Here is a 2,183-nt window from a genome sequence, read left to right on the forward strand (position 1 = left end):
CCCTCGCCATCCACCTCATGGGTCCTGTTGCCATGGGCGTCATAGCCATAGCTCATGGCGATCGCCGGCAGCGAGCCGTCGGACGAGCGCAGAACCGTTCTTGCCGTCACATGGCCCTTCGCCGGCGCAACCCCATGGGCGGCGCCGTCATAGGAAAGCTGTTCCTGTGACAGCAATGCACCTGACGTGCCCGAGCCCGCGTGCACAGACATAACCGAAGGCAGCGACACAATATGGTCCGCCGTATTGGCGACATAGGCCATCGCCCGCGTCGTCTCGTCACCGGCAACATCCGTGCGGCCAAGATGACGCTCCTCAATCACATTCCCATAAACGTCATGAAAACGCTCAACGCGCGTCGTAAGGGTCACAGGCGAACCGGAGGTCGCCTCGTTCTGTGTCAGCGCAGTCTCGCTCGCTGTCCTCAGCGCCGTATAGGGCTTCGTCGCCGCGTTCACCGCATAGCTGTGCGTCACCACCTTGCGAACCGTCCCCGATCCGTCCTTGTAGGTCACGCTCTCAGGCCGGCCGTAGCTCGCCACGTCCTGGCGCAGCATCGTCTCCACACTCGGCCGGGCCGTCTCCCCATTGGCCAGCGGCTTCGTCTCCGTCACCTTGGCAAAACCCAGGAAGCGGCGCTCGGCCACATCATATTTGCCGCCCTCATAGGCGTAGTTCGTCTCGGCCACCTGGCCGCGCCCGTCATCATGGCTCAGCGACGTCACAAGCGGCATCACGAACGGCATGAAGTCGTGGTCGAACCGCGAAGACGGGGTGTACTTCAGAGAAACCGTCCCGCCCAGCTCATCCGTGACACTCTTCAGCAAACCGGGCGTCCCGTCAGGGTAATCGGAATACCAAACTGTGGAATTGAGCTGTGTCCCGGATACCGGGCTGATGATGGGGTCGGAGATACTATCTCCGTTAAAGTCACCAATTGCTATGATTGCCTGCTGATCATATGCAATTGAGTAGTTGCTAGCCTGACTTATGGCATGGCCATTGGCCCCGGTTCGCAACTTTAAAAAAGAAGCCGACTGAATATAAGGCGAAGCGCCGGCTTTGGCCGTCAGCATGTCCGGCATTCCATCACTATTCAAATCAACAAACTGCGGAAACCTGCCATACGGCACACTGATGTTTTGCCCGGCAGTTATCTCCTCAAAACCGTCACCCGTATTGATGTGTAGTTTGATGTTGGGTGCCTGACCCAACCCCATTGGACCCGCATTGACAAAATCGGAGGCACCATCTCCGTTGAGATCAACTGCATATCGCGTGTACAAGGAAACGGTTCCACTCAGCCCGACCGACAGTGCCGGCGTGCCGTGTACTTCGAATATATTCGGCCTTACGAAGTATGTTCGCTCATGACCATTGCCTCGAAAATCGGCTTTGCCGGCAAATGTGTTTCCACTGTTGTCGCCGGTATCCAATCTCTCCATCTCACTGACCATGTCGCCGTCACGATCAACAGCAACGGCCTTCAGACGATTTGTGCTGCCAACACTGTTACATGCTTCAGAAAACGGTTCGTCCCATTTGATTTGGCCAAATCCGATAATCGTGTAGTTGATGCAGGACGCTTTAAGGTTGCCGGAACTATCGACGTATTCGACGTAGTTGCTTCTGACGATCTGTTGTTCTCCAGCAGCATCGAACGACGCGACGATCCAAGACCAGTTCATTGCGACCGAACCGATGGCTGCACTCAGAACTGGATTGTATTTTGTCGCAATGGCTGCATTGGGGTTTCCTGACGTATCAAAATTGTGAAGCCATGACACGATACCACCGAGCGAAACCTGCTGTTGGTGCAGCTCGTCAATGCCATCACGATTGACGTCTGCGGCAAGCGATGTGTGATTGATCGGTTGTCCAATTGATGAGCGATAGTGCGGGATCGGCTTGGTGACATTTGTGTGTGTTGTATTGACGTCGTAGTATGTCATTGAGACGGGTGGTCTGGCAGTGCCGGCCGTGACCGTGCCCGAGGCGTCGACGACAGCGTCCGTGCCGTATCTGGTGATCGTGATCAGCCGCGAAGCACCCGAATACGGATCCTCGTCATAGGTCAGCGCAACAGCCGAGCGCATGACACCGCTCACCTTGGTCGCGATCGACTTGATCCGCTTCTCATAGCGCGTCAGCGTCTGACCGTTCGCCATGATGATCATGTCAGG

1 protein-coding gene is annotated in these 2,183 nt (G+C 56.3%); it reads right to left on the reverse strand.

Annotated features, from left to right (window positions below; genetic code table 11):
* On the reverse strand, positions 1-2,183 hold a 2,183-nt coding region (locus OOZ53_RS26420), incomplete at both ends, for a toxin TcdB middle/N-terminal domain-containing protein (RefSeq protein ID WP_271092794.1).

Origin of the sequence: Allohoeflea poritis (assembly GCF_027889715.1) — a bacterium.
Taxonomy (GTDB): domain Bacteria; phylum Pseudomonadota; class Alphaproteobacteria; order Rhizobiales; family Rhizobiaceae; genus Hoeflea_A; species Hoeflea_A poritis.